Genomic DNA, 21394 nt, shown 5'->3' with positions numbered 1-21394 from the left:
ACAAAGCATAAGATGTCCGGCCGGGGGGAGGTGCGCCATGGCGCTGAGCGACGACACCGTCGGGGCGATCAGGACGATGATCCTCGACGGCCGTCTCCGGGCCGGCGACAAGCTGCCGATCGAGCGGGAGCTGGCCGCCGAGCTCGGCGTGTCCCGCGGTACCCTGCGCGAGGCGGTGCGGTCGCTGACGATGATCGGCGTGCTGGACACCCGGCAGGGCGACGGGACCTACGTCACCAGCCTGGAGCCGCACCTGCTGCTCGGCTCCCTGGCGATCACCATGGACCTGCACCAGGACAGCTCGGAGCTGTTCCTGCTGGAGACCCGGCGGGCCCTGGAGTCGTACGCGACGAGCCAGGCGGCGGTCCGCATCGGCGAGGCGGGGCTGGCCCGGCTCGCCGAGATCCTCGACGACGCCGCGCTGCTGGTCGACGCCGGCCGGGTCGACGCGCTGCTCGAACACGACCGCGCCTTCCACCGGCTCATCGTGGAGGCGTCGGGCAACCCGGTGCTGGCGTCGCTGACCGAGCTGCTGTCCGGGCAGACCATGCGGGCGCGGCGGTGGCGGGAGCTGGCCGAGGACGGCGCGGCGCGGCAGGCGCTCGACGAGCACCGAGCCATCCTGGCCGCGCTGCGGGCGCGGGACCCGGAGCTGGCCCGGCTGCGGGCCGCGGTGCACGTGGCCGGCATGGAGCAGTTCGTGCGGACCCAGATCGACGGCCGCAGCCCACCCGCCGAATGACGGCGGCGTCCCGTGGCCGCGCGGCCACGGGACGCCTCCCGGCCGGTTGCGTCAGCCGTTGACGAACGCGTTCGCCGCGGCGATGCCCTTGCTGTCGATCGCGCTGTTGGACTCGATCGGGCTGGGCACCTTGCCCGGGAACACGATGAACGTCACGCCCGAGTCGACGCCGCCGTTCTCCGGATCCGCGTTGATGCCCAGCGCCTTCGCGGTCGCGTAGGACGCCTCGCCGATGATGTTGTTCGGGCCCTCGTCGGCGAACACGGCGTAGACGACCTTGTTGTTGTAGATGACCGCGGCGACGCTGCCCGGCTTGATGCCGTTGGCCGTGTAGTCGAACCGGGAGCTGGGCAGCGGGATCACGAAGTAGTGCGTGCTGTCGGCCTGGAACGGACGGCCCTTCGAGGTCTCGAACGACGTCTGGTCCTGGTACCACGGGTCGGTGTCCTCGTTGCACTTGGACGTGCGCACGCCGTCGCAGTCGATGTCCATGTCGGACTTCCAGAAGAACGCCGAGCCGGACCGGCAGATGTTCACGGTCGAGGACTCGCCGTCGTCGGTGGCGTACTTGCCGTGCGAGGCGACGGTGCAGTTCTTGACCTTGGCCAGGAGCGCGCTCGCACTCGGGCCGCTCGCGGCGTGCGCCGCCGGTGCCATCAGGAGCGTCACCGCGACCGCGCTCGACGTCGTGACGAGCGCGACGAGGGCGGTCCTGAGCTTTCGTCCCACAGTTCTCCTCCATGAGAGGTAGGGCTTGGCAGATCCGGGGGCCGTGGCGGCGGCGCTCCGCACGAACTGTTAGGAAGTCTGCCTATCAATTGATAGAAGACGGTAGCGACCGGGCGTGTGCCGCGCAAGACATCGGAGGGTATCTCTTCAATGGAACGATTCCTCGGCGAAGAACAGGAAGGCGCCCAGGCCGTGGAAGTCGTTCGTGGCCTGCGTGCGGTCGACGTAGAAGGCGTAGTCGCCGACGTTGGTGCCGATCGAGATGGTCGTCAGGTAGGTCAGGCCGTCACTGTGCAGGGAGATCCGGTTGAGTTCGCCGGTCCGCCCGGCGTCCACTGTGGACTGGTACGACGCCGGGACGTAGCCACGCTTGACGGCGGCGTCGACGGTGTAGGTGTACATCGCCGAGCACGACGTCTCCGTCCAGTTGTCGCTGCGGCCGCCTTTGTCGACCACCTGGAACCAACGGCCGCTGGCCGGGTCCTGGTAGGTGGCCATGCCGCGCACCAGGTTCTGCAGGATCGAGATGAGGCGGGCGCGCCGCGGGTGGTCGGGCGGGATGAGGTCGAGCACCTGGATGGAGGCGACGCCGAACCAGCCGACGGCGCGGCACCAGTACTCGGGGGCCAGTCCGGTCGACGTGTCCGCCCAGGACGCCGCCTTGGACTCGTCGTAGGCGTGCCTGAGCAGGCCGTTGGGCTGCTGCAGGTGACTGGCGTAGACGACCAGCTGGTTCGCGGCGACGTCGTAGGACTGGGCGCTGTCGCCGACGTAGTGGCCGTACTGCGCCATGAACGGATCGGCCATGAACGTGCCGTCGGCCCACAGCTGGTGGGCCCGGCTGGAGCTGGTGGCGTGCCAGAACCCGCCGTCGCTCGTGGTCGGGTACCCGCCGCCGGGCGTGAGCCGGTCGTGGATCTGCTTGGCGGCCAGGCGGTACTTGGCGAGTCCGGTCTCGCGGTACATCGCGATCATGACCTGGCCCGGCATCATGCTGTCGAGGCTGGTGAAGCTGTTGGAGATGTGACCGGAGCTGTCGACGAAGCGGTCCGCCCACGCGCGGATGTAGGCGATGAGCGCCGCCCGGCGGGCCGGGTCGGTCGTGCGCAGCGCCACCTGGTACTGCCCCATCAGGTACAGCGCGACGGGGTAGCTCCAGCCGCCGATGCTCGACGGGGTGAACCGCCGCATGGTCGAGTCGACGAGGGCGTCGGACCAGTCCGTGCCGCCGCCGGTCGTGCCGTCGGAGACCGTGAGCGAGTCCAGGTTGGGCAGGCCCCCGGCGGTGGTGCTGGTCACCCGCACGAGGTTCGTGCCGGCGGCCAGGGTCACGGGCACCGTCGTGGCGGCCCACGTGTCCCAGTTCGCCGTTCTGGTGAACGCGGGCGTCGCGGCGACCGCCCCGTTGAGGCCGACCGTGCCGGGACGGTCGGCGGTGGTGCCGTTGGCGTAGCGGAGGATCAGGCCGGCGCTGCCGGCGGCGGTGGCGTGCACCGCGAACTCCACGTAGGCGCCGGTCTCGTTCGTGCTGTTGACGAAGCCGGTGCCGGTGTAGCCGGTGTGGTCGGCGTCCACCGTGCCGTGGAACACGGTGGCCTGCTCGGCCTCGTAGACCGTCGACGCCGCGGACGCCGGGCCGGCGACGGCGACGCCGCCCCCGGTCAGCGCCGCAACGAGTGCGGCCGCAAGGTACTTACGCACGCGGGAACTCCTCTCCCGACCCCGTGGACGGGTGATACGTCTGTGCACGCCTGTCGCCTCCTTGGCCGGCGCGCCGGCCAACATACCGATCGGGATCGATGGAGGTCAAGGGTCGACCTCAGGATTCATCGGATTAATTCAGCTGGGCGTCAGGACTTCCGTCACGGTATGCCCGGTGGCTAGACTCCGCGAAACAGCAAGGAAACCTAATTGATCCGACCTATTGCCCGTGGAGGGGGTAGAGGTGAGACGAAGGATCAGCGCCTGGCTCGGTGTGCTCGTCGTCGCCGCGTCCGTGTTCGTCCTGAACGCGCACGCAGCGCAGGCCGACCTGCAGAACCCGCGCCAGCAGTTCCTGCGCGACTCGGTCGGCGGGCTCTTCCTGCACTGGGGCGAGCGCACGTCGCCGCAGCACACCAGCTGCAGCCAGTGGGAGGCCGACGTCACCAACGGCGGCTGGAGCGCCGACTACTGGGTCAACGAGGCCAAGAAGCTGCACCTGCAGTACCTGGTTCTCGCGACGTTCCACAGCCGGCTCGGCTACGCCCGGCCCTGGCCGTCGGCGATCCCGGGCAGCTGCAGGACCAACCGCGACTTCCTCGGCGAGACCATCGCCGCGGCAAAGGCCGCCAACATGCGAACCATCCTCTACATGACCGACGATCCACAGTGGTGGAACGAGGGCCTGTCGTCCGGGCAGAGCTGGCTCGACTCCCGCGCGTTCTCGTCGTACGCCGGCCACGACGTGGACCTGACCAGCCGCGACGGCTTCGGGGAGTACAGCTACGACCTGTTCTTCGAGGTGATGAACCGCTACCCCGACCTCGGCGGGTTCTGGATCGACAACGACAACCAGTACTGGCTGGACCACAACCTCTACCAGCAGATCTACCAGCAGCGTCCCAACTACACGATCAGCAACAACAACGAAGACACGCCCGTCATGGACATGATCAGCAACGAGCAGAAGACCGGCATGACGCCGTCCTACGACTACCCGCAGGCGGTGTACACGGCGGCGCCGCGGTTGATCGAGGCGGACTACAAGCTGCCGTCCAGCGGCGCCTGGTGGTACGACGGCAGCAACTCGGCGGTGGACAACAAGTTGACGCTGGGTCGCATGATCACCAACGCCGGCTCGTCGGTGAAGTCGCTGATGGCCGAGACCGCGATGGTCAACGGGAAGTTCCCGTCCAACCAGACGACCTTCAACAACTTCGCCAACGGCTACCTCGATCCGATCTGGCCGTCGCTGCACGGCACCGAGGGCGGCGGCTACATGTACGGCGGCCTGAAGCCGGGGGCATGGAACAACGGCGCCTACGGCGTCACCACGATCAGCAAGACCGACCCCAACCTGCAGTACATCCACGTCACCGACCGCCCGACCGGCAGCACGCTGTCCGTGCGCGACAACGGTTACCGGGTTTCGTCGGTGACCAACCTGCGCACAGGGACCGCGGTCGCCTTCGGCCAGAGCGGCGGCACCCTGACGCTGACCGGCGTCTCGAGCTGGGACACCTACGACACCGTCTTCAAGGTCGTCACCAATGGCCGCGAGGGCATCATCCCGCCGTCGACCTACACGATGAGTGCGAGCGCCTCCGCCGGCGGGCACGCCGCCTCCGCGGCCGCCGACGGCAACTACCTGACCTACTGGGACGCCGGTACGACCCAGCCCGTCTCGCTGCAGTTCGATCTCGGTTCCGCCAAGCCGATCCAGTACCTGGCCGTCAACCAACGCGAGGACTCGACGGTGTACCCCGCGACCGGCTCGGCCCGCATCCGCGACTACCGGGTCTACACCTCCAACGACGGCAGCACCTGGACGCAGGTCAAGTCCGGCACGCTGCCCAACGCGCGCGGCGTGCAGATCATCGACCTGCCCCGCACCACCGCCCGGCACGTCCGCCTGGAGAAGGTGAACAGCCAGGGCAACAACCGGCTGCGCATCGACGAGGCGTGGGTCGGTTCGGACTACGCGGGAGCCGCGGTACCGCCGCCGCCCGGCCGGCTCGAGGCCGAGAACGCCACGATCTCGCAGGGCGTGCTGGAGGCCACGCACACCGGCTACTCCGGCACCGGCTACGTCAACGGCGACAACGTCGCCGGCTCGTACCTGGAGTTCAACCTCAACACCGCCGCCGCCGGTACCGCGAACCTGAGCATCGGCTACGCCAACGGCACCGCCGCCGACCGGCCGGCCGACATCAGCGTCAACGGCACCGTGCTCGCGGCCGGCGCCGCGTTCCCGCCGACCGCGAACTGGGACACCTGGGCGGTCAAGACGCTCAGCGCACCGGTACACGCCGGCGCCAACACGGTCCGCATCACCGCCGCCACCGCCGGCGGCAACCCGAACATCGACTACCTCGACAGCACCGTGACCGGCGGCCCGTCCACCGTGGACTATCAGGCCGAGGACGCCACGATCTCGCAGGGCACGGTCGGCACCAACCACACCGGCTACACCGGGTCCGGGTTCGTCGACTACACCAACGTCACCGGGTCCTATGTGGAGTTCGCGGTCAACGCGGCATCGGCGCGCACCGCGCCGGTCACCATCCGGTTCGCCAACGGCACCACGACGAACCGGCCGATGGACCTCGCCGTCAACGGCACCACCGTCGTGGCCGGGCAGGCGTTCAACGCCACCGCCGACTGGAACACGTGGAGCACGGTCACGTTCCAGGCGCCGCTGACCGCCGGCGCGAACACCATCCGCCTGACCGCCACCACGGCCAACGGCGGACCGAACCTGGACAAGATCACCGTCGGCTGAGCCGGCGTCCAACTGGGAGGCGAGGAACGACATGCGCAGACTCGCTCGGGTCGCGGCGGTGCTCGCCGTCGTCGCGGCCATGCTCGCAGTGCCGGCCGCGGCGTACGCGGCGACGTACAACGTCCGCAGCTACGGCGCGACCGGTGACGGCTCCACGGATGACACTCCGGCGATCAACGCCGCGATCACCGCGGCCAACAGCGCCGGCGGTGGCACCGTGCAGTTCCCGTCGGGCAACTACAAGTCGAAGCACACCATTCACCTCAAGAGCAACGTCACGCTCCAGCTCGACGCCGGATCGACCATCCAAGGCTCCAGCGCCGACACCTACGACGCGGCCGAGTCCAACCCGAACGACAGCTACCAGGACTACGGCCACAGCCACTTCCACGATGCGATGATCTACGGTGACCGCCTCACCAACATCGGCATCACCGGCGCCGGCACGATCGACGGGGCCGGCAATCTCATCACCGGCAACCCCGGCTCCGGCGAGGCCGACAAGATCCTGTCGCTGACCCGCTGCGACGGGCTGCGGCTGGATGGTGTGACGTTCCGCCGTGGCGGGCACTTCGCCATCCTCACCAACAACTGCAACAACATCACCTCCGACCACCTGCACGTCGACACCGCCAGCGACCGTGACGGCTGGAACGTCATCAGCGCCTCCAACGTCACCGTCACCAACGCGGACATCGCCGCCAACGACGACGCGCTCGTGTTCAAGAGCGACTTCGCCCTCGGCGCGAAGCTGCCCAACGGGCACGTCACCGTCACCGACTCGCACCTGTCCGCGCAGTGCTGCAACGCGCTGATGTTCGGCTCCGAGACGTGCGGCGACTTCACCGACTACAACTTCCAGCGGATCAACATCACCGGCGCGGACAAGTCCGGCCTCGGCATGGTGTCCATGGACGGCGCGAACATCAGCGACGTGCACTACCGCGACATCACGATGACGGGCGTGCGGTCGCCGATCATGCAGAAGATCGGTACCCGGAAACGCTGCGGCAACAGTCCGGGCGTCGGCCACATCAGCAACATCACCTACGACAACATCACCGCCACCGGCGCCAGCCCGTCGTTCAGCCCCACGATCTGGGGCGAGTCCGGCGGTAACCGGATCTCCGACGTGCACTTCACCAACGTGCACATCACCGTGCCCGGCGGCAACGGCACCATGGGCACCGGCGTGCCCAGCAACGACCCGAACAACTACAACCCGAACAGCATCGGCACCCGCCCGGCCTACGGCTGGTACGTCCACAACGCACACGACATCACCTGGACGAACAGCTCGGTCGACTTCGCCTCCGGCGACGGCCGGCCGGCGGTCATCGCCAACGGCGCCGCGAACCTCACCTTCGACGGTTTCACCGCCGAACGGACCGCCAGCGGCCCGTATGACATGGGCTTCCAGTCCGTCTCCGGCTACTGCGTGAAGAACAGCCAGAACACCGCGGGCGCCGCCCTGCGCGTCAACGCGGACTCCGCGTCCAGCCAGAACTGCTCGACCTCCACGGGCGTGGACTACCAGGCCGAGAGCTGCAGCATCTTCCACGGCACGGTCGACGCCGACCACAGCGGCTTCACCGGCACCGGCTTCGTCAACGGCACCAACGAGGTCGGTTCGTATGTGGAGTGTGCGGTGACGGCGGCGGCCGCCGGCCCCGTGCCGGTCACGGTCCGCTACGCCAACGGTACGACCACGGCCCGGCCGATGAGCATCACCGTCAACGGCACGGCGGCCGCCTCGCCGACGTTCGCCGGCACCGGCAACTGGGACACCTGGGCGACGACCACGTTCACCGCCAACCTCAACGCCGGCACCAACCTGATCCGGCTCACCGCCACCACCGCGGGCGGCGGCCCGAACCTCGATCGGATCACCGTCGGCTGAACCGCGTGGATGCGGTGCCCGAGCGCCGCGGGCGCCGCATCCGGAAGGGGCATCCCATGCAACGCAGAACACTGATCGCCGTCACGGGCGCGGCGCTCGCCGGCTCCATGTTCGGCCGGATCACGGCGGCGTCGGCCGCCACCGGCTGGCAGCAGCGCTGGGCGCCCGAGGCGAGCGTGGACGGCCTGGGCGCCTTCGAGGGGGTCGAGGACGACCGCGCCAACTCCCACCCGGCCGGGCAGCCGCACATTTTCGTCCAGGACGACAACTTCCGGTTCAACATGCACATGGTCGACCGCGACTCGATGACCGACCGGCAACGCCAGGAGGTCAAGGGCATGCACGCCAAGGGCGCCGACCTCGTCGTCGCCAACGGCGAGACCTGGCGCTGGACCTACGCGATGTACATCCCGGGCAGCCTCAAGGCGACCACCACCTTCACCCACATCATGCAGATGAAGATGCCCGGCGACGGCTCCCTGCCGATCGTCACCACGTCGCTGCAGCGCGTCGACAACATGCCGAAGATCCAGCTGCACGCCTTCAACAACGACGTCATCGTCGGCCGGGCCGACCTCGCGCCGCTGCAGAACAAATGGATCGACGTCGAGTTCGAGATGACCGTCGGCGACGGCGCCAAGGGCGCGGTGCGCTGGGCGCTGCACGACGGCGCGACGGCGGTGATCGACGTCAGCCGGTCGGGCCTGGACACCTTCCTCGGCGACCGGGTACGGCCCAAGTGGGGGATCTACCGCTCGCTCGGCGACACGTCCGGCTCCCTGCAGGACACCTACATGCTGCTGACCCGCATGCGCGCGTACAAGGCCACGACCGTCGCGCCGGTGCGCTACGAGGCGGAGAGCGCGGCCCGCTCCGGCGGCACCGTCGACAGCAACCACGCCGGCTTCACCGGCACCGGCTTCGTCAACACCGAGAACGCCGCCGGCGCCTGGGTGCAGTGGACGGTCAACGCCCCCGCCGGGCCGGCGACGCTGACCTTCCGCCACGCCAACGGTACGACCGCCAATCGCCCCATGTCGCTGACGGTCAACGGCACCGTGGTGGCCTCCGCCCTGGCCTTCGATCCGACCGGCGACTGGACCGCCTGGGCCGACGTGCCGTACACCACAAATCTCAACGCCGGCAGCAACACCGTTCGGCTCACGGCCACGACCGCCAACGGCGGCCCGAACCTGGACCGCCTCGACGTCGTCGCCACCGCCGCCTGACGCCCGGAATCGAGGAGACAGCATGCGAAAACTGCTGACGGCGCTGCCCGTGCTGGCGGTGCTGGCCGCCGTCGTGCTGGCCCGCCCGCAGCCCGCCGCCGCGCTGGAGAACGGGCTCGCCCGCACGCCGCCGATGGGCTTCAACAACTGGAACACCACCGGCTGCACGGCCACGTTCAACGAGGCGTTCGTCCTGGGCATCGCCGACAAGTTCGTGTCCGCCGGCCTCAAGGACGCCGGCTACACCTACGTCAACCTCGACGACTGCTGGGCGCTGCCGTCCCGCGACGGCAACGGCAACCTGGTGCCCGACCCGGCCCGGTTCCCGCACGGCATCAAGTACCTGGCTGACTACGTCCACGGCAAGGGCCTGAAGTTCGGCATCTACTCCAGCGCCGGCACGAAGACATGCAACACCAACGGATTCCCGGGTGGCCTCGGACACGAGCAGCAGGACGCCAACCTGTGGGCGTCGTGGGGCGTGGACTACCTGAAGTACGACAACTGCAACAACCAGAACGTCGACGCCCGGACCCGCTACTCGGCGATGCGCGACGCGCTGGCCAAGACCGGGCGGCCGATCGTGTACAGCATCTGCGAGTGGGGCCGCACCGGTCCGCCGAAGGTCTGGGAGTGGGGCGCCGACGTCGGCAATCTCTGGCGCACCACCGGCGACATCAGCGACAACTGGTCCAGCATGATCTCGCGCGTGCACACCAACGACGACCTGGCGCAGTTCGCCGGCCCCGGGCACTGGAACGACCCCGACATGCTCGAGGTCGGCAACGGGGGCATGACCGACGCCGAGTACCGCGCCCACTTCAGCCTCTGGGCGGAGATGGCGGCGCCGCTGCTGATCGGCAGCGACATCCGCTCGGCGTCCAGCACCACGCTGGCCATGCTGAAGAACACCGACGTGATCGCCGTGGACCAGGACGCGCTCGGCCGGCAGGGCACGATCGTCTCCGCCAGTGGTGGCCTCGTGGTGTACAACAAGGTGCTCGCGAACGGCGACCGCGCCGTGGTGCTGCTCAACGAGAACACCACCACGGCGACGGTGAGCACCACCGTCGCCGCGATCGGCCTGGCCGGGTCGCCGAGCTACCGCCTGAAGGACCTGTGGTCGAAGGCAACGCGCACCACCACCGGCCCGATCGGCGCCTCGGTGCCGGGCCACGGCGTGGTCATGTACCGCGTGTCGCGCGGCGACGCCGACCCGAATCGCCACGAGGCCGAGGCCGCCGCGATCGGCCAGGGCGTGGTCGAGTCCAACCACACCGGCTTCTCCGGCACCGGGTTCGTCAACGGCGACAACGTCGCCGGGTCCTATGTGGAGTTCACGTTCGACGCGACCGCCGCCGGTACCGCGAACCTGAGCATCGGCTACGCCAACGGCACCGCGGCCGACCGGCCGGCCGACATCAGCGTCAACGGCACCGTGCTCGCGGCCGGCGCCGCGTTCCCGCCGACCGCGAACTGGGACACCTGGGCGGTCAAGGCGCTCAGCGCACCGGTACACGCCGGCGCCAACACCGTGCGCATCACCGCCGCCACCGCCGGCGGCAACCCCAACCTGGACTACCTCGACGCGGTGGCGGGCTCGGCGCCGGTCGACTACCAGGCCGAGGACTGCACCGTGTCGCAGGGCGCAGTGGAGTCCAACCACGCGGGCTACACCGGGACCGGATTCGTCAACGGCGACAACGTCGCCGGCGCCTACGTCGAGTGCACGGCGACGGTGGCTGTAGCGGGCCAGCGGACCGTGATCGTCCGCTACGCCAACGGCACCACCTCCGCCCGCCCGATGGCGGTATCCGTCAACGGTGCGGCGCCGGTCACCGTGTCGTTCCCGCCGACCGCGAACTGGGACACGTGGGCCCCTGCCGAGCTCACCGCGCCGTTCGCCGCCGGTGCCAACACCGTCCGCCTGACCGCTACGACCGCCAACGGCGGTCCCAACCTCGACCGCCTGTCAGTGGAGGACTGATGAGAAAGCCCATTCTGGCCGCCGCGACCGGGCTGCTGCTGATACTGCCGATGGTGATCGCGACGGCCGCCGGCGCCGAGTCGGCCCGGTACGAGGCCGAGAACTGCACCATGCCGGCCGGCACCGTGGACACCAACCACGCCAACTACAGCGGCACCGGCTTCGTCAACGGCGACAACGCCGTCGGCAACTACCTCGAATGCACCGTCACCGCCGCCAACGCCGGCCCGGGCACGTTCGTCATCCGCTACTCCAACGGCGCCACCGCGAACCGGCCCGCCGACATCAGCGTCAACGGCACCGTCGTGGCCGCGGCCGCCGCGTTCGACCCGACCACCAACTGGGACACCTGGGCCGACAAAACCATCACCGCCAACGTCAACGCCGGAACCAACAAGATCCGGATCACCGCCACCACCGCGCTGGGCAACCCGAACCTCGACTACGTCGACTTCAACGTCGCCGCAGCATTCACCGACTACCAGGCCGAGACCGCCACCGTCTCGCAAGGCACCGTGGCCACGAACCACACCGGCTACACCGGCACCGGCTTCGTGGACTACACCAACGTGGCCGGGTCCTACGTGGAGTTCCAGGTCAGCGCGGCGGCGACCGGTACCGCGCAACTGACGTTCCGGTACGCCAACGGCACCACGGTCAACCGGCCGCTGGACATCACCGTCAACGGCAACTCCGCCGTCCTGGACCTGGCCTTCGGCGCCACCACCAACTGGGACACCTGGGACGAGAAGACCATCACGGTGTCGCTCAAGGCCGGCACCAACAGTGTCCGTGCGACCGCCACGACGGCCAACGGCGGCCCGAACCTGGACCGGCTGCGGGTCACCGGGCAGAGCGACTCGACCGCGCCCAGCACGCCGGGGCAGCCCAGCTGCGCGAACATCACCGAGAACAGCATCGACCTGTCCTGGGGCGCCTCCACCGACAATGTCGGCGTCGCCGGCTACGACATCTACCAGGACGGCAACCTCCTCGCGCAGTCGGCCGGCACCGGCACCGCCAAGACCCTGACCGGGCTCGCCCCGAACACCGAATACCGGCTGTCGGTCTTCGCCCGCGACGCCGCCGGCAACGTGTCGCTGTCCAGCGCCCAGGCCGTCTGCACCACGCGGCAGAGCAGCGACACCCAGGCGCCGACCGCGCCCACCAACCTCACGTTCTCGAACGTGACCGCCGGCAGCGTCGCGCTGTCGTGGGGCCCCTCGAGCGACAACGTGGGCGTCGTCGCCTACGACGTCCGGGTCGGCACCACCGTGGTGACGTCGGTCGAGGGCCACCCGCCGGCGACGTCGACCACGGTCACGACCCTGGCCTGCAACACGCCGTACACGCTCGACGTGGTGGCCCGCGACCTCGCCGGTCACGTGTCGCCGCCGAGCAACACGGTCAGCTTCACCACCAGCTCGTGCAGCGGCGGCGTGCCGTCGGCCATCTCGACCTACTCGACGGGCTGGACCATCCCCTGGGGGACCTACTTCGCGCCGGACGGGCAGTCGGCGCTGGTCACCGAGCGCGACGACAAGGTCGCCGCCGGTCAGTTCCGGGTGTACAAACTCAACACCACCGGCGGCGCGAAGACCCTCGTCGGCACGGTCCCCAACGTCGTGACCACCAACGGTGAGGGCGGACTGCTCGGCGTCGCATTCGACCCCAACTGGGCCACCAACCATTTCGTGTACTTCATGCACACCGCCGCGGAGGGCAACCGGATCGTCCGGATGACCTACAACGGCACGTCGCTGACCGGCTACACCACCCTGGTGACCGGCATCGCGAAGAACCGCTACCACAACGGCGGCCGGCTCGCGTTCGGCCCGGACGGCTACCTCTACGCCACCACCGGTGACGCGCAGACGGGTAGCAACGCGCAGAACAAGAACTCCCTCAACGGCAAGATCCTGCGGATGAAGACCGACGGCACGCCGGCCCCCGGCAACCCGTTCGGCACCCTGGTGTACAGCTACGGCCACCGCAACCCCCAAGGCATCGCCTGGGACTCCCAGGGCCGCCTGTGGGAGGCCGAGTTCGGCAACTCCATGTTCGACGAGCTCAACCTCATCAAGCCCGGCCTCAACTACGGCTGGCCCACCTGCGAAGGCACCTGCAGCGTCGCCGGCATGGAAAACCCCAAACGCCAATGGTCCGTCGACCAGGCATCCCCCAGCGGCATTGCCATCGTGCGTGACGTCGTGTACATGGGCGCCCTGCGCGGCGAACGCCTCTGGCGCATCCCCATCCTCGGTGGCGAGAGCACCGGCTCGCCCAGCGCCTACTATGTCGGCACCTACGGCCGGCTGCGCACCGTCACGAAGGTCCCCGGCGCCGACGCCTTCTGGCTCAGCACCACCAACTGCGACAACAACGGCGGCGCCGGCAACGGCTCCGACCGGATCCTCAGGGTCACCGTCGCCTGATCGTCCGGGCGGGCGGCCGCAGGTCGGCGCCCCGCGGCCGCCCGCCCGGACCCCTCTTCGGACACCTCCAGGAGTACGGCCATGGCGGTAACGATCAAGGACATCGCCCAGGCGGCCGGCGTCTCGACGTCGACGGTGAGCCGGGCGTTGGCGGGCTCCGGCCTGCTGCCGCCCAGCACCCGCCGGCGCATCGAGCGGGCGGCCGACGAGCTCGGGTACCGCCCCAACCGGGTGGCCCGTGCGCTGAGCACCGGGCGCACCGGCAACGTCGGGCTGCTCGTGCCCGACCTGCTCAACCCGTACTTCGCCGCCGTCGTCAAGGGGGTGCAGGCCCGTGCCCGGGAATCCGGCCACTGGGTCTTCCTCACCGACACCGATGAGGACCCGGCCGTCGAGGCGGACCGCGTCCGCGCTCTCGTCAAGCAGGTCGACGGCGTCGTGCTGTGCTCCCCGCGCACGAGCGAGCCGCAGCTGCGGCTCCTGGCCCTCGAGACGCCGATGGTGATGCTCAACCGGCGGGTCGCCGGGCTCCCGTCGGTGACGACCGACAACGGCGAGGGCATCAAACAGCTGGTCGCGCACCTCGTCGCGCTCGGGCATGAGCGGGTGGCGTACGTCGCCGGCCCCCGTGCGTCCTGGTCCAACCGCAGCCGGCTGCGCCTGCTGCGCACCGCCACGGCCGCCGCGGGCGTCGGCCTCGTCGAGACCGGCAACGTCGAGCCGCGCTTTGCCGGCGGCATCGCCGCGGCCGACCAAGTCCTCGGGGCCGGCGTGACGGCGGTCGTCGCCTACAACGACCTGATGGCGCTGGGCCTGCTCAACGCCTTCGGCGCCCGCGGGGTCGAGGTGCCCGGCCGGATGAGCGTCGCGGGCTTCGACGACATCTTGCCGGCGGCACTGGCCAGCCCGGCGCTGACCACCGTCGGCCAGCCCAGCGAGGGGGCCGGCCGGGCCGGCATGGACCTGCTGCTGCGGCTGATGGCGGACCGGCAGTCGCGCCCGGCGCCCGAGCCGGTCGCCCGGCTGGTGGTGCGCAACTCCACCGGTCCTGCGCATTGACGGGGCAGGGCCGCCGCGGCGGCCGCATCGCGCCCGCCGCCGAAACGGGACCGTTCGGAGCGCGGCGAGGATCGGCAACGCGACCGGTTCTACCGGGTCAGTGAGCGCCCTGGGAATGCGCGGCGAGCGCGGCGCGGAGCTCCCCGGCGGTGACGCCGACGTCCGTCAGGCTGCACAGCGCGAATCCGGAGACGTCCTGGCGGTACCGCCGTCCGGTCAGCGCGGCGCCGTCGCGCGGACCGACCCGGGTCCGCACGACGAGGCTCGGCGCCAGGCTGACGTCCGCCACGAACGCCTCGCTGATCTGCGCCCAGGGCAGCGAAAGGCGCTGCAACCCGCGCCCGAACCGGACCCGCTGCAGATAGATGCCGTTGCGGTTGACGACCAGCTGATCCGGATTTGTGATCTTGACGATGTCCCCCATCAGGATCGCGAACATGGCGAAGAGCAGCGCCACGCCGATGGCCGCCTCGACGGTCGAAAGCCGTCCGAGCAGGGCGGTGTGCGCCGTGGCCCACCAGATCGCGCCCGCCAGTGCCGCGGCCCAGACCCCGGCACCGAGCGCCGCTCGGCGCCGCGAGCCGTGCGAGCGCAGCATCGCCGACGGACCCGGGCCACCGTTCGGGTCGCCCGTTGCGGCCGCCGGGGCCGGGATCTGTGGTTCGGGCGCGGTCACCGTCGGCGGTGACGCGGCCGGTGGCGGCACCGTCCCGGAAGGCGGCGCGGCGGGCGGCGCCGATGCCGTGGCCGGCGGGACCGTCGATGCCGCCGCCGCCGGCACGGCCGCGACGCGGAGCGCGCCCTCCGCCACGACCAGCTCGGGCTGGTCCAGCACGGTCGGCGCCACGCCGGTGGCGCGGTGCAGCAGCGTGCCGACCAGCGGTGTACGGGTCGCGCCGCCGACCAGGAAGATTCCGTCCAGCGTGCCGGCGTGCAGGGCGCCCCGGCGCAGTACCCCGGCGGTCTGATCGATCGTGAGGCCCAGCGTCGGTGCCGCCGCCCGCTCGAACTGCTCGCGGGTGACGTGCGCCTCGCGGTCGAGCAGCGGCACCGCCACGGTCGCGCTCGGGTACCGTGACAGTCTCTCCTTGGCCATCCGGGCGGCGTCCCACAGGGCGCGGAAGTGCCGGCGCTCGACCACCGTGGACGGCGCCCGCAGCCGCGCCCAGGCCGCGGGATCGGCGGCCTCGACCGCCTCGCCGATCAGCCCGACGACGATCGCGTCGAGGTCGACGCCGCCCACGTCGGCCAGGCCGTCACTGGCGAGGACCTCGAACTCTGCGGCGGTACGGCGGACCACCGAGATGTCGAACGTCCCGCCGCCCAGGTCGTAGATGGCCACGGTCGTGCCCGCCGACGGCGCCGGGCCGGCCATGTCGAGGAAGTACCGGGCCGCCGCGACGGGCTCGGCCACCATGGTCACCGCGGCGAATCCGGCGGCCTGGGCGGCGGTCCGCAGCGTCGCCCGGCGGGTCGGCCCCCAGCCGGCGGGGTGGGTGAGCACCACGTCGACGTCCGCGCCGCCGGTCGCCCGGGCCGCCTCGTCGGCGACCCGGCGCAGGGTCGCCGCGATGAGGTCGGTGACCGGCACCTGCCGGTCACCGAGCAGGACCTCGCCCGCGTCGATCTGGCGCTTCGGGTTGGGCTCGAACCGCGCCGGGTCGAGCCGCGCGGCCGCGATGGCATCCGGACCGGTCAGCAGCACCCCGCCCGGCTCGGCGTAGACCGCCGAGGACAGCAGCGGCGACGCGTCGAAGGTCAGCGTCCGGACGCTGCCGTCCGGCCGGGCCAGGGCCGTCACCGTGTGTGACGAGCCGTAGTCGATGCCGAGCCGCCATCCATCCACAAGATGCCATGGTAGAGATCGACGGTGCCGCACACCGACCGCGGCCCCCGGCCCGGCACATGTGCACGCCGCACGGCGTGGACGACCGGGGCTTCCCCGACAAGCGTGGGCTTACAGTTCACACCGGTAACCAGATGGCTTCAGGCGGACATTCCCAGGTATGGAACCAGACGACGCGGCCGCCCGAAGGCGCTTCGAGGAGCTGTTCGAGGCCCACTATGCGGAGTTGACGCGTTTCGCGACACGTCGGGTAGGCGCCGACGCGGCGGGCGACATCGTCGCCGGCACGTTCCTCACCGCCTGGCGCCGGTTCGGCGAACTGCCGGCCGACCATGCCCGAGCCTGGCTCTACGCCACGGCCCGGCAGGTCATTGCCAACGAACTGCGAGGGCGTACGCGGCTGGAACGACTGACCGCCAAGGCGGCTGCCGGCGGCGACATCCACGTGGCGGACCATTCCGCGCGGGTCGACGATCAGATCCGCGTACGTGCCGTGCTCGCCGAGCTCTCCCCGGCCGACCAGGAGGTCCTGCGGCTGATCGAATGGGAAGGGCTGGACGTGGCGGAGGCGGCACTCGTCCTGCGCTGTACTCGCACCGCCCTCAAGGTGCGCCTGCACCGGGCCCGGCGGCGATTCGCCCAGCGGTTGCTGGCTACGGACGAACAGTACAACTCGGCGGCCCGGCGCACCCGGCCATCCGTCATTCCCGAAGGGAGCCCCAGCCCGTGAATCACACCCTGGACCGCCTCCGCGCGGCCGACCCCGCCCTCATGACGACCGACGCCGATCCGCGCGACCGGCAAGCGCGGGCCCTGCTCGAACGGGTCCTCGCCGCGTCGCCGGCGCCACCCGGGCGGCATGGACGTCGCCGGCTCGTCGTCGCCGTGGCCGGTGCAACCGTGGCCGCCGCCGCCACCGCGTTCTTCGCCGCCGAACCGGCCGAGGCGTACACGGTGGACAGACATGCCGACGGGTCGATCGCCGTGTCGTTCCGCGCCGACCGCCTGAAGGACACGGACAAGCTCAACGCCGAGCTCGCCCGGGCCGGTGCGCGTACCGTCGTCATACGGATGATCCCGGCCGATCGGTGCACGACGCCGCTCGACATGGATCCGCTGTTCCCATTCCTCGCCACGGCAACGCCCGAGGAACTGGACCGCTATCCGGTGTCCTACCAAGCCGAGGACACAGGCGTGCTCATCACCATCCGGCCCGGCAAGATCCCGGCGGCCGACACCCTGGCCTTCGGGTACGTCAGGCGCAAGGACCGCGACGGCTACACCACGATCGCAGTCGCCGCGGTCGTACGCACCCTGCCATCCTGCATGGCGATTCCGAACCGGGCCCAACGGTGACATGAGCGAGGCGGGCACCGTTCGCGGTGCCCGCCCTCGCCTGCGGTCATCATGACGGATAGAACGTTCGGTCTTGACAGTTCGAGCTGGCAGTGCCATCGTTCGTAGGGACAGAACGTTCGTTCTGCGGCAGTGGTGTTTCCCGAACGCGGCACCCGCAGGTCGCAGTTTCCGTCAGTACGACCGAAAGGACCACCATGACCACCGTTGCCGCACCCGGCTTCTCGACGACGGCATCTGCCTTGCGGCGGCTGTACTTCGTCCGGTTCGCGTTCGCGATCGTCTGGGCCCTCGTCATGATCCCGCTCGCCAAACACCTCAATCCGGTCACCGGCACGCTGCTCGTGGTCTACCCGCTGGTCGACGTGGCCGCCGCCATCATCGACGCCCGCGCGTCACGGGCCATCGGCACGCCCTCCCTGCTGTACGTGAACGTCGCGATCAGCCTGCTCGCCGCGGTCGGCCTGGCCGTCGCCAGCACGTCGGGCATCCCGGCGGTCCTGCGCGTGTGGGGTCTCTGGGCGATCGTGGCCGGGCTGCTGCAGCTGATCGTGGGTGTCACTCGCCGCAAGATGGGCGGTCAGTGGCCGATGATCATCAGCGGTGGCATCTCCGTACTCGCCGGTGGGTCGTTCATCGCCGGCGCCTCCGCGGACAACCCGGTGCTGACCAACGCGATCGGCTACGCCATCCCCGGCGCCATCTTCTTCCTCATCGCGGCCATCCGTCTCGGCCGCGCGGCGAAGGGAAACTGACATGGCGAACACTACCTACGACGTCGTCATCATCGGCGCGGGGCCGGTCGGGGAGAACATCGCCGATCGGGTCGTGCAGGGCGGCCTGACCGCCGCCATCGTGGAGCGGGAACTGGTCGGTGGTGAGTGCTCGTACTGGGCCTGCATGCCGACCAAGGCGCTGCTGCGCAGCGCGACCGCGCTCCGAGCGGCCCGCCGGCTACCAGGCGCTCGCGAGGCGGTGGCCGGCGACCTGGACGCGGCAGCCGTGCTGCGCCGTCGCGACTCCTTCGCCTCGCACTGGACGGACGAGGGGCAGGTGTCCTGGCTCGACTCGGCCGGGATCGCTCTGTATCGGGGCCAGGGACGGATCGGCCCCGACCGGGTCGTCGAGGTGACCGGCGAGGACGGCGGCCCGACGTCGCTCACCGCCCGGCATGCGGTCGTCGTCGCGACCGGAAGCAGCGCCCTGCTCCCGGACGTCACCGGCCTGCGCGAGGCGGCCCCGTGGACCAGCCGGGAGGCGGCTGCGGCGAGCAAGGTTCCCGGTCGGATCGCCGTTATCGGTGGTGGCGTCGTGGCCTCGGAGATGGCGACCGCGTACGCGAGTCTCGGCTCCGTGGTGACGGTGCTCGCTCGTGACGGTGTGCTGCCGCTGACGGAGCCGTTCGTCGGCGAGCGGGTTACGAACTCGTTGCGGGAGGCGGGCGTGTCGGTGCGCATCGGTGCCGAGGCCGCTTCGGTGAACCGGGACGGCGACGGCACGGTGCACGTCACGCTCACCGACGGCGAGCAGATCGAAGCCGACGAACTTCTGGTCGCGATCGGCCGTACGCCGAACACGCAGGACATCGGCCTCGACAAGATCGGCCTGAAGCCTGGTGCCTGGCTCACGGTCGACGACACGTTGCGGGTCATCGGCGAGGACGGGACGCCGGTCGGCGGCGGTTGGCTGTACGCCGCCGGTGACGTCAACCGGCGCGCGCTGCTGACCCACCAGGGCAAGTACCAGGCTCGCGCCGTGGGTGATGTCATCGTGGCCCGCGCCAAGGGCGAGGCGGTCGAGGACCGCCGGTGGGGCCGGCACGTCGCCACTGCCGACGGGCGTGCCGTGCCGCAGGTGGTCTTCACCGACCCGGAGGTCGCGTCGGTGGGGCTGACCGCGGCCGCCGCCGAGGCTACCGGGCTGCGGATCCGGGTCGTCGACTACGACCTGGCCGCCGTCGCGGGATCTGCCCTGCACGCCGAGGGATACCAGGGACACGCCCGGATGGTCGTCGATGAGGACCGGCTGGTGATCGTCGGCTTCACGCTCGTTGGCCCGGACGTCGCGGAACTGCTGCACGCGGCGACGATCGCGGTCGTCGGCGAGGTTCCGCTGGATCGGTTGTGGCACGCCGTTCCCGCCTTCCCGACCGTCAGCGAGGTTTGGCTGCGCCTGCTGGAGGCGTACGGCCGCTGACGGCGCGCCGAGCACCACCTCGTCCCGTCACGATCCGTGGCGGGACGAGATGCGTTGCGGGCGCCCATCACCGCTCGGCTTACAATCAGGATGGCTGGCGTGTGGCATGGATCTGGACGAGTCCGTCGACGCCGCGGAGGAACGTCTCACAGATCATTGCCGGGTCGAAGAGGCAGCCGGCCGCCATGGCGCCGTCGCGGAGCATGACGAAGTGCTGCGCGGCCGGCTCGGCCTTGTTTTCCTCGATGCGCGTCATCAGGGTGGTGACCGTCTCCAGGAACCATTGCCGATGGGCGAGGACGGCTTGGCGTACCGGTTGGCCGGGATCGGGGTACTCGGCTGCGGCGTTCAGGAAGGCGCATCCGCGAAAGCCGGGGGACTGGATGCCCTGGGCGATCGACGCTGCAACCGCCCGGACGGCGTCACTCGCCGGTAGGTCGGCGATGGCCGTGTCCACCTGGCTGCGGATGGCTTGGTCGGTCCCCTGCAGATAGGCAAGGATGAGATCTTCCTTGCCGGGGAAGTGCCGGTAGAAGGTGGCCCGGGTCACTTTCGCCTCGGCGATGATCCGATCGACGCCGACCGAGTGGATGCCCTCCGCGTAGAAGATCCTTGTCGCCGTGGTCAGTAGCCGGAGTCGTGCCTCCGAAGGCCGGGTGTCGGTTTCGCTACGCACCATGGACTTATCATAGCGACAGAACGTTCGGTCTTGATGCCCCGGCCCGGGATGGATGGCGGCTCGCCGAACATTCTGGCCATGCCGGCGGCACCCGGCCGGCCGATCGCGCCGTCCTGCACGTGGCGGAAGAGAGGTAGAACGTTCGGTCTTGACGGCAAGGATTCAAGCCGATACCGTTATCGAGACAGAACGTTCGTTACGCTATGAGGGTTTGGCCGCCGTCCCGACTGCGGAGAAGCTGGAACGGGTGTCCGCTTCCCCCGTGCCGGGCGAACGACCGGACGCAGCGCGGTTCCCGTTCGCGTCATCACCCTGAAATCATGCAAGGAGAGCACCGTGTCTACCAAGATCACATTGATCATCGGCAATCCCGCGAACCCCGACGAGTTCGAGAAGGCCTACACCGAAGCGCGGCGGGCCGCGGAAACACTCCCGAAGCTGCGGCGGCTCGAATCGGCCAAGGTGTGGCCGAAGGAGGACGGCACCGCCACCCCCGCGTACCGGACGCTCGACCTGTACTTCGACAGCTACGAGGACGCCTCCGCCGCAGTCGCGACGCCCGTTGCCGGTGCCGTCTTCGGCGGGCTCGCGGCGACGCAGGTGACGATCACGGGGCTGTTCTCGGACATCGAGTAGCCTTTGCTGCCGCGCGCCGGCACCACCCCCGGCCGTTGCGGCCGCCACTCGCGTAGGTGCGGGCCCTGCCGTTGCCTCGGAGGCACGGGCCCGCGCCGAGAAGCTCGCCGCGTCCGA

General features: G+C 70.1%; 16 protein-coding genes. 12 read left to right on the top strand and 4 right to left on the bottom strand.

The features are described from left to right. Nucleotides 1-37 precede the first annotated feature (37 nt). Nucleotides 38-742: a FadR/GntR family transcriptional regulator gene (locus tag ACPPVO_RS34490; RefSeq protein WP_426502725.1), complete on the top strand. Its 705-nt coding sequence runs from the start codon at nucleotides 38-40 to the stop codon at nucleotides 740-742. A gap of 51 nt (nucleotides 743-793) precedes the next feature. Here the strand turns inward: ACPPVO_RS34490 and ACPPVO_RS34485 are convergent, their stop codons facing one another. Together ACPPVO_RS34485 and ACPPVO_RS34480 are read right to left on the bottom strand one after the other, a co-directional pair. Further along, entirely contained in the window at nucleotides 794-1471 is a 678-nt protein-coding gene (locus ACPPVO_RS34485) for a glycoside hydrolase family 75 protein (RefSeq protein WP_426502724.1), read from the bottom strand. Between the two features lie 147 nt (nucleotides 1472-1618). Further along, nucleotides 1619-3172: a glycoside hydrolase family 88 protein gene (locus tag ACPPVO_RS34480; protein WP_426502723.1), complete on the bottom strand. Its 1554-nt coding sequence runs from the start codon at nucleotides 3170-3172 to the stop codon at nucleotides 1619-1621. A gap of 244 nt (nucleotides 3173-3416) precedes the next feature. Here ACPPVO_RS34480 and ACPPVO_RS34475 point away from each other — a divergent pair, with 244 nt between their 5' ends. The 6 genes from ACPPVO_RS34475 (at nucleotide 3417) to ACPPVO_RS34450 (ending at nucleotide 14564) form a co-directional block, all read left to right on the top strand. Further along, a complete protein-coding gene (locus ACPPVO_RS34475) occupies nucleotides 3417-5954 on the top strand; it encodes a discoidin domain-containing protein (protein WP_426502722.1) in 2538 nt (845 codons plus the stop codon). A 31-nt stretch (nucleotides 5955-5985) separates the two neighbouring features. Continuing rightward, a complete protein-coding gene (locus tag ACPPVO_RS34470; RefSeq protein ID WP_426502721.1) occupies nucleotides 5986-7854 on the top strand; it encodes a glycosyl hydrolase family 28 protein in 1869 nt (622 codons plus the stop codon). Nucleotides 7855-7910: 56 nt separating this feature from the next. Then, entirely contained in the window at nucleotides 7911-9083 is a 1173-nt protein-coding gene (locus tag ACPPVO_RS34465) for a carbohydrate-binding protein (RefSeq protein WP_426502720.1), read from the top strand. Nucleotides 9084-9105: 22 nt separating this feature from the next. After that, complete coding sequence (locus ACPPVO_RS34460) at nucleotides 9106-11070, top strand: CBM35 domain-containing protein (protein WP_426502719.1); 1965 nt, start codon at nucleotides 9106-9108, stop codon at nucleotides 11068-11070. Continuing rightward, entirely contained in the window at nucleotides 11070-13505 is a 2436-nt protein-coding gene (locus ACPPVO_RS34455; RefSeq protein WP_426502718.1) for a PQQ-dependent sugar dehydrogenase, read from the top strand. The genes ACPPVO_RS34460 and ACPPVO_RS34455 overlap by 1 nt, the downstream gene beginning before the upstream one ends. An 81-nt stretch (nucleotides 13506-13586) precedes the next feature. Continuing rightward, complete coding sequence (locus ACPPVO_RS34450) at nucleotides 13587-14564, top strand: LacI family DNA-binding transcriptional regulator (protein WP_426502717.1); 978 nt, start codon at nucleotides 13587-13589, stop codon at nucleotides 14562-14564. A 97-nt stretch (nucleotides 14565-14661) separates the two neighbouring features. On the opposite strand, the gene ACPPVO_RS34445 is transcribed toward ACPPVO_RS34450, so the two are convergent. Continuing rightward, on the bottom strand, nucleotides 14662-16410 hold the full coding sequence (locus ACPPVO_RS34445) for an Hsp70 family protein (RefSeq protein WP_426502716.1): 1749 nt from the start codon (nucleotides 16408-16410) through the stop codon (nucleotides 14662-14664). Between the two features lie 160 nt (nucleotides 16411-16570). Between ACPPVO_RS34445 and ACPPVO_RS34440 the strand changes: the two genes are divergently transcribed. The 4 genes from ACPPVO_RS34440 (at nucleotide 16571) to ACPPVO_RS34425 (ending at nucleotide 19962) form a co-directional block, all read left to right on the top strand. Then, the gene (locus tag ACPPVO_RS34440) at nucleotides 16571-17140 is read left to right on the top strand and encodes an RNA polymerase sigma factor (protein ID WP_426502715.1); all 570 of its coding nucleotides are present in this window, start codon (nucleotides 16571-16573) and stop codon (nucleotides 17138-17140) included. Then, nucleotides 17137-17766 carry a hypothetical protein gene (locus tag ACPPVO_RS34435; protein ID WP_426514935.1) on the top strand — a complete coding sequence of 210 codons (630 nt, stop codon included), beginning with the start codon at nucleotides 17137-17139 and terminating at the stop codon, nucleotides 17764-17766. Before ACPPVO_RS34440 ends, ACPPVO_RS34435 begins: the two co-directional genes overlap by 4 nt. Before the next feature lie 197 nt (nucleotides 17767-17963). After that, entirely contained in the window at nucleotides 17964-18521 is a 558-nt protein-coding gene (locus ACPPVO_RS34430; RefSeq protein WP_426502714.1) for a hypothetical protein, read from the top strand. A 1-nt stretch (nucleotide 18522) separates the two neighbouring features. Then, nucleotides 18523-19962: a dihydrolipoyl dehydrogenase family protein gene (locus ACPPVO_RS34425; protein ID WP_426502713.1), complete on the top strand. Its 1440-nt coding sequence runs from the start codon at nucleotides 18523-18525 to the stop codon at nucleotides 19960-19962. 85 nt (nucleotides 19963-20047) lie between these two features. Here the strand turns inward: ACPPVO_RS34425 and ACPPVO_RS34420 are convergent, their stop codons facing one another. Beyond that, nucleotides 20048-20641: a TetR/AcrR family transcriptional regulator gene (locus ACPPVO_RS34420; RefSeq protein WP_426502712.1), complete on the bottom strand. Its 594-nt coding sequence runs from the start codon at nucleotides 20639-20641 to the stop codon at nucleotides 20048-20050. Nucleotides 20642-20977: 336 nt separating this feature from the next. On the opposite strand from ACPPVO_RS34420, the gene ACPPVO_RS34415 reads away from it, so the two are divergent. Further along, nucleotides 20978-21277 (top strand): hypothetical protein, encoded by a 300-nt coding sequence (locus ACPPVO_RS34415; protein WP_426502711.1) that lies wholly within the window; start codon nucleotides 20978-20980, stop codon nucleotides 21275-21277. Nucleotides 21278-21394: the final 117 nt, after the last annotated feature.

The sequence above is a fragment of the Dactylosporangium sp. McL0621 genome (assembly GCF_049995355.1).
Lineage (GTDB): Bacteria > Actinomycetota > Actinomycetes > Mycobacteriales > Micromonosporaceae > Dactylosporangium.
The sequence above is the reverse complement of the archived record's forward strand: the minus strand, read 5'-3'. Positions and strand labels throughout refer to the sequence as shown.

What these genes read in the sequence shown, in the direction of transcription:
- ACPPVO_RS34465 (WP_426502720.1), top strand. Translation starts at nt 7,911, where the DNA reads ATGCAACGCAGAACACTGATCGCCGTCACGGGCGCGGCGCTCGCCGGC.
- ACPPVO_RS34490 (WP_426502725.1), top strand. Translation starts at nt 38, where the DNA reads ATGGCGCTGAGCGACGACACCGTCGGGGCGATCAGGACGATGATCCTC.
- ACPPVO_RS34470 (WP_426502721.1), top strand. Translation starts at nt 5,986, where the DNA reads ATGCGCAGACTCGCTCGGGTCGCGGCGGTGCTCGCCGTCGTCGCGGCC.
- ACPPVO_RS34425 (WP_426502713.1), top strand. Translation starts at nt 18,523, where the DNA reads ATGGCGAACACTACCTACGACGTCGTCATCATCGGCGCGGGGCCGGTC.
- ACPPVO_RS34460 (WP_426502719.1), top strand. Translation starts at nt 9,106, where the DNA reads ATGCGAAAACTGCTGACGGCGCTGCCCGTGCTGGCGGTGCTGGCCGCC.
- ACPPVO_RS34450 (WP_426502717.1), top strand. Translation starts at nt 13,587, where the DNA reads ATGGCGGTAACGATCAAGGACATCGCCCAGGCGGCCGGCGTCTCGACG.
- ACPPVO_RS34430 (WP_426502714.1), top strand. Translation starts at nt 17,964, where the DNA reads ATGACCACCGTTGCCGCACCCGGCTTCTCGACGACGGCATCTGCCTTG.
- ACPPVO_RS34420 (WP_426502712.1), bottom strand. Translation starts at nt 20,641, where the DNA reads ATGGTGCGTAGCGAAACCGACACCCGGCCTTCGGAGGCACGACTCCGG.
- ACPPVO_RS34440 (WP_426502715.1), top strand. Translation starts at nt 16,571, where the DNA reads ATGGAACCAGACGACGCGGCCGCCCGAAGGCGCTTCGAGGAGCTGTTC.
- ACPPVO_RS34455 (WP_426502718.1), top strand. Translation starts at nt 11,070, where the DNA reads ATGAGAAAGCCCATTCTGGCCGCCGCGACCGGGCTGCTGCTGATACTG.